This window comes from Streptomyces jumonjinensis (genome assembly GCF_009600885.1).
GTDB classification, from domain to species: domain Bacteria; phylum Actinomycetota; class Actinomycetes; order Streptomycetales; family Streptomycetaceae; genus Streptomyces; species Streptomyces jumonjinensis.
On record NZ_VCLA01000159.1, the window covers coordinates 1 to 8,067 of the forward strand.

The 8,067-nt window shown below is 70.8% G+C and carries 7 protein-coding genes and 1 pseudogene; 1 reads left to right on the forward strand and 7 read right to left on the reverse strand.

Going from position 1 to position 8,067, the window contains the following annotated elements; all coding sequences use genetic code 11:
* Together FF041_RS22475 and FF041_RS22480 are read right to left on the reverse strand one after the other, a co-directional pair.
* Window positions 1-639: pseudogene (locus tag FF041_RS22475) on the reverse strand (hypothetical protein); the annotation flags it as partial.
* Between the two features lie 377 nt (window positions 640-1,016).
* A complete protein-coding gene (locus tag FF041_RS22480) occupies window positions 1,017-3,263 on the reverse strand; it encodes a zinc finger domain-containing protein (RefSeq protein ID WP_153524478.1) in 2,247 nt (748 codons plus the stop codon).
* 564 nt (window positions 3,264-3,827) lie between these two features.
* Between FF041_RS22480 and FF041_RS40125 the strand changes: the two genes are divergently transcribed.
* A complete protein-coding gene (locus FF041_RS40125; protein WP_267133220.1) occupies window positions 3,828-3,959 on the forward strand; it encodes a hypothetical protein in 132 nt (43 codons plus the stop codon).
* A gap of 263 nt (window positions 3,960-4,222) precedes the next feature.
* On the opposite strand, the gene FF041_RS22485 is transcribed toward FF041_RS40125, so the two are convergent.
* The 5 genes from FF041_RS22485 to FF041_RS22500 form a co-directional block, all read right to left on the reverse strand.
* Window positions 4,223-5,143 carry a hypothetical protein gene (locus FF041_RS22485; protein ID WP_153524479.1) on the reverse strand — a complete coding sequence of 307 codons (921 nt, stop codon included), beginning with the start codon at window positions 5,141-5,143 and terminating at the stop codon, window positions 4,223-4,225.
* Window positions 5,144-5,437: 294 nt separating this feature from the next.
* Window positions 5,438-5,911 carry a hypothetical protein gene (locus FF041_RS22490; RefSeq protein WP_153524480.1) on the reverse strand — a complete coding sequence of 158 codons (474 nt, stop codon included), beginning with the start codon at window positions 5,909-5,911 and terminating at the stop codon, window positions 5,438-5,440.
* A 67-nt stretch (window positions 5,912-5,978) separates the two neighbouring features.
* Window positions 5,979-6,458, reverse strand: coding sequence for a hypothetical protein (locus FF041_RS22495; RefSeq protein WP_153524481.1), 480 nt, complete (start codon window positions 6,456-6,458; stop codon window positions 5,979-5,981).
* 905 nt (window positions 6,459-7,363) lie between these two features.
* Complete coding sequence (locus FF041_RS38055; RefSeq protein ID WP_194292124.1) at window positions 7,364-7,540, reverse strand: hypothetical protein; 177 nt, start codon at window positions 7,538-7,540, stop codon at window positions 7,364-7,366.
* Window positions 7,541-7,613: 73 nt separating this feature from the next.
* Entirely contained in the window at window positions 7,614-7,835 is a 222-nt protein-coding gene (locus tag FF041_RS22500; protein WP_153524482.1) for a hypothetical protein, read from the reverse strand.
* Window positions 7,836-8,067 lie beyond the last annotated feature (232 nt).

An 8,067-nucleotide genomic window follows, 5' to 3' on the forward strand; every position in this document is an offset into this window, starting at 1 on the left:
CTGAGGCCGGATGATGCTGGCCAGTACGGCCGTCACCTCCTCCTCGGTGACCGCCCACGGGTCCACCGGGCGGTCCGTCCAGACCTCGGCCGCAACGGCGGCGGCCTGCTCCCACATCGGGCGGCGCGGGTCGCTGCTGGCCGGGGCCGGCGGGGTCCGCAAATGGCCAACGACCTGCCGGAGTACGGCGGTACGGAACTCGCGTGCCCGCACCCGGAGGGTGTTCGGGTCCTCGTAGTCCAGTGCCCCGGACAGGGTGGCGAGCAGCGACCGGCGCCACCGGCCGAAGCTGCGGGCGGCGCGGGTGGCGGCGGCCTCCAGCTCGGCCAGGACGCGGGGGAGTGCGGCGAGGTAGCGGGCGAGCGCGCGGGCCGGGGCGGTGACGATGACGCGGCGGTCGTCGGGGCGCCCTGCCGGGGTGCCCTCGGTGATCTCCCGGTACACGGTCCATCCGGGCGTGAGCCTCCACGGGGTCCGCCACTCCACCCCGTAGAGGGTGGCCAACTCGATGGCGGCGGCGCGGTGTTCGGCGGCTCGGCGGCGGTCGCTGGCGCGGAACGTCAGCTCTGACTCAACCGCCCCGTATCCGTTCTCGTACGGGCGGGGCATCTCGATGTACCGGGACCTGATCTCTGACATGCCCTCAGCTTACCATTTCCGGATTACTGTTTCTAGTATTCCAGTAATTAAGCTTGGCAACACGGCGCCAATTTCCGGGGGGTTGGTGGGGTGCCGGCCTCTCGCTGGCTGGTCCTGCTCGGCGGGCCTGCGGCCCGCTGGCCCCTGCTGGGGCTCTCGCACCATCCGGAGATTTCCGAACGATGCCGGGACTTGGCTTGTGCAAGCTAAGTCCGGTGGCCATTCCCTGAGGGATGGCCGGGCGGCTTTCGCTGCCCTGTGCCGGCCGGGGCGGTGAGCTCTCCGGCGGCGTGTGCTCCTCCCCGGCTTGTGGGCTCGGGGGGTGCGCTGTGCTGAGGAGAACTCTATACCTCGGGGCCCGCCTCGGGGCCAGTACGTCATCCCTCCGCGTGTCGGGCGGTGGCGAGTTCCTGAGCGCGGGCCTCGGCGGCGGCCTCGCGGCGACGGGCGTGGACGCGGGCGGCCGGGCGGCCTGTGCCCCGGGTGACGCACCGGGCGCCGGCCTGGGCGTGGCAGTGCGGGCATCCGTACCGCGTGGGGATGATCGCGCGGCCTCCGCGCCGGCGGGCGGGCGGTGCCTCGGGCTCGGCGGCGGTGAGCGCGGGGAGGTCGATGAGCTGTCCGGCGCGGGCGAGCCGGTGGGCGTGGGCGTAGAGGCGTACGGCACCAATGCGCTCGGCCTCGATCTCGCGGGCGGTGACGTGGTCGGGGCGGCCGTCGTCACCACGGGGATAGGCCCGGCCGCGGGGGTCCATGCCGGGGATGACGGCCTGGTGGGCGTGCGCGCGGGGGGGGCGCTCGGCTCGGGGAAGGGACCTGTGGATCTCCTCTGCGGCCCACCACTCGCTGACGGCCTGGTCCAGCCGGTACCGGGCGGCGAGCTGGGCCATCCGCCCGGCGGCCGGGTAGGTCTCACCGGTGCGCGGGTCCCTCTTCTGGGCGGTCTCTGCGGCCTCGTACAGGCTCCGCGTGCGGGGGACCTGGTAGGTGGGCACCCCCTTGCGTCGGGGCCCGGGGGTGACCATCTGAAGGGCCGTCATCATCTCGGCGTGCCGGAGTGTCGCGCGGCGGCCGTAGCCGGTGGCTGCCATCATCTCGGGGACCGTGCACCGCCCGGCCCGCCGGATCGCCCAAAGCGTCCGTGCGGCGTGGTGCCCCAGCACGTGCCATACGTCGGCCTGCTGGTGGGTGGCGACGGCCCGCAGGAACTCCGAAGAGCTAGAGGGGGGGGCGGGGGGGCGCGGCGTTCCACTTCTGTCAGACCCCGGGTGAACTGCGGGAACGTCGTAGATGGCGCATCGGTGATGGTCGTTGTCGGGGCATTCGTGGGCCGTGGCCAGGGTGACGCGGCGGGCCTTCCCGGCCCGGCGCTCAGCCTCGGCGGTGACCGTGATCCAGCCGTCCCGGATGAGCCTCCAGAGCGCCACGGCGGCCGTCTGGGCGGTGTACCCGGACAGGATCGCCAGACGGCGGACGTTGGCGGACACGTCGGTGGTGCCGGACAGCATGATCAGCAGCGACAGGGAGTTGAGGACGGCGGCGTCTGCGGGGCCGGACTCCCGGGCCCATCGGGCGGTCCCGGCCGCCTGCATCCGGGTCATGAGGTCGGCCACGGCCTCGGCGGCGTCGTCGCCGTGGTCCTGGTGGCGGCCGTCGTCCTCGGGACGGCGCGGCATCCGGGCCGCGTCCTCGACCGCGAGGAACCACACCCGCGCCCACAACTTCTCTACCTGCTCGGTGGTACGCGGGCGGCGCGGGCCGTTCGGCTGCCGCTCGGTCCGGATGTACTCCAGTGCGGGCGACGCGGCGGCGTCCCGCGCGACGGCGAGCCCCTGGGCCTGGGTCCACCCGGCCAGGGCCATGCTGCGGGTGGGGGAGTGCTTGGCGGCTGAGTGGTCGTCACCTGGCGCCGGGCGCTGGCTGAGGCTCCGGGCGGCCTTCCGTCCCAGCGGGCGCCATGGCGTATCGACGCGCGGGCATCCGGCCTCGTCCTCGACCACGGCCCGCACCCTGGGCCCCCGGGCCCGGATCGACGGCGGCACCTTCCGGGACCGGTGCCCCCTCGGCGCGGGCTCCTCGACCACCACGGCGGCGGCCGGGCCCTCCGGGGCCGGCTCCGGCTGCGGGTCGTCCTGCGGGAGCGCGGCGGCCATCGCCTCCAGCCGAACGGCCAGACGCTCGAACGCGCTCGCGGGGGCTGAATCGGGCCCCAGCACCCTGACCGCTTCGTCCACGGTGTGAATGAGGAGAGTGCTGTACCCGCCCGCGCGGTGGGCCGCCCCGGGCGGCCTGACCAGTCCGTCCGTGAGGTTGGCCAAGGGCGCCCGGTCAAGCGACGGGCAGAGCGCGGCGGCAGCGTCGTTGATGCGGGCGGCGACGGACGCGGCTACGCCTTCGGCGCATCCGGTCCACAAGTGGATACCGCCCGGACTCCCGGACGCGGCCGGTACCGGCGTGATGCCCTCGGCCCGTGCACATTCGGCCAAAACCGCAGCATCGGCGGCGGTCTGGGCGGCCGTCACCTTCTTGGGGTCGTGATCGAACACGATGAAACGGAAGCGGCGGGGTCCCCGGCCCGGGGTGCGCGGAGCGAGATGGGCGGCCACCGGCCGGTCAAGGTCCATGCCCGCGACCGGGACATACAGATCAGGGGGGTAAGAGTTGAGCCACGCACCCCGCTGGCCTGCGGCGGCCCGTACCCGCTTCTCCGGGTAGAGCTCGGCAAAGAACCGCGTCAGAACGTGATGGGCCTCCGCGCTCGCCTCGGCGGCACGGAGGGTGAGTGCCCCCCGGTACTGCGGGGGCGCGATGAGTGCAGTGGTGCTAGAGGTGCCTGACTCGCCTTGTCGATAAAACGTCGCTGCCGCGTCGGGTGACACACCTGCGTCGGGCAAGCCTCTACCGCCACCGCGGCCCGCTGCTACGATGGCAACGCTCCTCGGCGTCAGAGGACGCACGAAACCCCCGGCCGGCGGCCTAGGAAACCGTCAGCTTGGTGTACGTGCTCGTTTGGGGTGAGGGGTCTCGGCCTACTTGGTGTCGGAACCGTGGGGCGGCTGAGATCCCGTGTCGGGGGCTTTGCGAGCTGCTGGGCCGGTTAGGAATTCCGGCGGCAATCCGCTCGGCCGGTCAGCTCATCCGGCCTCCTTCAGAGCGATCGGGCGCGGGTGCGCCTGACGGTGCCTCTCGTGCATGTCCGTCAGGGCCTTCCTGATGACCTCCGCACCGCTGATCCCCAGCTCCGTGACCAACTCTTCGTACGCGACGCGTACGGGGTCACCGGGGTGGAGCATGAGGCCAGCACGGACGGCGCGGTCTGACGGAAAGTCAGTGCTCCGTCCTCGGTGCTGTCGTCCTCTGGGTGCTGCCATGATCCAGATCATAGACCCTCAGACCCCGTTTATGTCCAAAACATTGGGCGGCGCGCCGGATGCAATCAAACAAGGTTGTTAGCTGCTTCGTCCGGCGGGCCCCCATCGCGGCAGCGGGGCCCGGGGCGGCTCGATGCCGCACCGGGCCCCATCCGCGTCCGCCGGCCGGTGGGTGAGGGGGTGTCAGGGGCCCCTTTCGGGGCCCCTGCGGGCTAGGCGTCGGGGTCGGCCTTGCGGAAGAACTCCCGGCACTTCCCGCACATCAACCCGCCCTCGGCCTCCTCGGTGGTGCCGCTGTGCCAGGACTTCCGGCTGATCTGGATGGCCCGGCCGGGCTTCGGCTGGCCGGTCTTCTTGTCGAGCTTGGGGGTCGTCCCGTCGTTCTCCATTTCGATGCACGCACAAATGATCAGGAAGCGCGTGGGGCCCGGCTTCCCGGGGTGGCGGGGATCGGGGCCCTCGCCACCGTCCGTACCGCCCTCGCCGCCGGTACCGGTACCGGCGGTGCCGCCCTGCTCGCCGTTGCCGTTCCCCTCGGGGTCGGGGTCGGGGGTGGGCTGGTTGCCTCCGTAGTGGTAGGCCACGTACGGGTCATACACGTACGGAAGCTGGGCGGTGTCCAGTGCCTCGATGGCCTCCGCGTACGTCGTGGCGGTCTCGTCGGGGATGGTGCAGGCTGACCATCCCCGGATGCTGTCGGGCGTGGCGGGGGCCACAAGCCCAAGGCTCTTGGCGATCTTGACGAAGCGCATGTTGTGGTAGCGCTTTCCGCTGCTGGTGTCCTTGATGTTCCGGACGGCGGCGAGCGCGTGAGCGGCCTCGTGCAGCAAGGTCTTCATGGTGGCGCGGCCTCCGAGACTCAGAAGCTCGCCACCCGCGAAGAGTTCGTGGGTGCCGCCCTGACCCTCCACGGTCCAGCGGCTTTCGCCGAAGTGACCCCATTTCACACTGAGACCGGTGCTCCCCGTGCCCGTGATCATCAGGACATTGGGCACATCCGGGTGCCGTGCCTGGATGGCGGCCCATGCCCCTTCAAGAGCAACGATGACCCTGCTGCCGTTGCCGTACTCCTTGCCGGCGGTCCGGGTCTGCTGGGTGGGAATCGGGGCTGCGGTGGTGGTCGGGGCGCCCATCTTCGGGTCCTTTCGGTGGGTGTTGGTGGTGGCGTCGGGCGGGTGCCGTTCCCTCCCGACATGTAAAAGAATACAGCACTAAAGGTTCACAGTCAAAGTGACACCCCATCAGAGCACCCATAAAACCGCAGGTCAGAGACCTACTCGAAGAAACTTCCCGATTTCTTAGCTTGCACAAGCTAACTGTTTGCGGCGCCCCGGCCGGGGCTTCGGCGGCGGCTTGGCCCTCGCCCTCGGGCGTGTCTGGTGGCCCGGACCACCCCGTTGGGGGGTGGTCCGGGCCTGGACCGGCGCCTACGCTCCGGCGGCCTCGGCGGCCCTCTGCTCCTCTAGGAACTCCTCGGCGTCCTCGACCATCCACGTGACGGCGCAGTCGTATTCGTGGGCTACGTCGATAATCGCGCCCAGCATCGCGGCCACCCTGCCCATACCGGCCTCGTCGGCAGCAAGGGCAGCGTCCAGCCGGATCGGGCGCGATGTGCGGAACTGCTCAGCCGCGCGGGTGAGTTCGGACGGGCGGATCCGGCCGTCCGCGAGACAGAAGACGTAGGCGATCAGATCGCCCAAGAGCTCGTCGGCGGTCTCCTGCGAGAGGGTGGCCGGGTCTCGTCGGGTCGCGCGGGCCACGGCCTCGACGGCGACGACGCCCAACCGGACACGCTCAGCATGTAGATGGAATGAGAACAGATTGGCGGGCGCCTCGGCGGTGTACGCGTCCAGTGCGATGCGGGCCCGGTCCGCCCGGTCCGTCATGGTCAGCTCGGTCATGGTGAGTCCTCTCGGTGTTGGTGGGGTGCTCCGGGGGCGGGTGCCGTTCCCGCCCCCGGAGCTTCAGTCACGCGTCTTGCTCGGCTTCCTCCTCGGCCTTCTCCTCCTCGTAAAAGTCCTTCGCCTGGGCGGTGGTCTCGGACACGTCACACCCGAAGTGAGCGGCGGCCTCCATCAGGGCGGCGAGCATCGCGGCCGGGTAGCCAGCATCGGCAGCGGCGACCGTGCACAGCGCCGTGAGCGTGACCGGGTAGGGGGCGCGCATCTCCTCGGCGGCAGCGATGATCTGATCCGGGGTGACCTTGTCGTCCACCATGTGGAAGAGGTACACGATCAGATCGCCGATGATCAGTTCGGCGCTGAGGTAGTCATTGACGACGTGGTCGGCGGAGTCACTTCGGGTCGCGCGCGCCATGGCCTCGGCGGCGACGACACCCAACCGCACACGCTCGGAATCGTTCGGGATGGGGACAAGGGTGCGGGGCGCCTCGTCCATGTAGGCGTTGAGGGCGATGGCGGCCCACTCTGCGCGCTCTTCGTTGTTCATGTCTCCCCTTCGGGTGGGTGTTGGTGGTGGTGTCGGTGGGTGCCGTTCCCTCCCGACATCTAAAAGAATACAGCACTAGGGGTTCACGGTCAATCTGACGCGCCATCATCAGACCGGTAAAAGCGCAGGTCAGAGCCCTATCCGAAGAAACTTCGGCCCACTTCTTAGCTTGCACAAGCCAACTCCCGGGGGCGCCCCGGACGGTCCTCGGCGGCGGCCCGGTCTCGGCGGCCTGGTGCTCGTCCTCGACGCCGTGGCGACCGGCGGCCCGCGACCGGCCCGGCGGCCCGGCCGTGGTCCTGGCGCTCGTCCTCGACGGCGCCCCGGGCCGGCTGAGAGGCGGTGACTGGTCACCCCCGGCGCGTTTCCTCGACGGCGGCCGGGAGCGCGGGCGGGCCCGGACAGCACCCCCGTTGAGGAATGGTCCGGGCCCGTCGTGTTCACCTGCACCGGTGTCGGTTCAGGTGATGTCAAGTCCGCATCCGGTGCACACCAGCGCTTCGTCTGCGCCGGATCCGATCCACTCCCCGGGGGCGTCGTAGGGCTGGGGGCACGTGGCGGGCTGATGGGGCCACTCTCGGCCCGGGATGGCCAGGACCAGCCTGCCGGGATACACCCAACAGCCACCGTGGGTGGTGGTCGGGATCGACGGATCCCATGCGGTACCGGCGGGGGCGGGGGTGGTGATGGCGTTCGTCATGGCGGGTTCTCCAAAGGCGCGGACCGGGCCGGGCTTCCCGCCCCGGTCCGCGCTTATACTGGTAGCTGCTTCCGTTTCGGCCTTCGGGCCGGGTGTTGGTGGGAGCGCGGGCCGGTGGATGCCGTCACCTCTAGGGGTGTCCCACCGGCCCTTCCCGTTGTCCGGGGCGCCCGGCCTGTTCGGGCTGCGCGCCCCGGACCGGGGTTCAGCTCCGGCGGTGGCCGGGGGCTCCGGCCGCCGCGTTGCCGTTGGTGCGGGCCTGGCCCTGCTGGAGCCGTACGGCGGCCTTCATCTCGGGGCTCTGCGCTCGCTCGTAGTCGGCGCGGGCCTCGGCGAGCAGTGCCCGTACGGCCTCGCTGGGGGGCTGCTTCTTCGTAGTCATCGGTTCTCCCGGGGTGTTGGTGGCCCCGGGGGCGAGTGCCGTTCCCGCCCCCGGGGGAGGGGGACGGGTACGGCTACTGGCGGGCGGCGAGCTCGTCCAAGACCTCGTCCGCGTAGTTCTGAAGGTGGCGGTGGGCGAGCTCCCGCGCGGGGTGCTTGTCCGCGAGCTTCCACAGCTTGATCCCGTAGTGGGCCAAGTAGCCCACGTACTCGCCGAATTCGAGCGTGACGGCCTGTTCCATGTCGGCCTTCACGGTGGCGCGGTCCTCGGCGTACTGCTCAGCGGGTGTCGTCATCTCGGAGTCCTCTCGATCGGGTGTTGGTGAGGTGTCCCGGTGGGGGCGGGTGCCGTTCCCACCCCCACCGGGTTGATCATGCGGCTACGTCACAGCCGCAGAGCGTGCGGAATCCATCGGGATCGATCTCGATCTCATCGCCGCAGTCTTCACACGTGGCGCGCATACTCTGCGCCCCCTTCCGGTTGGTGGTGGTGTCGGTGGGTGCCGTTCCCTCCCGACATCTAAAAGA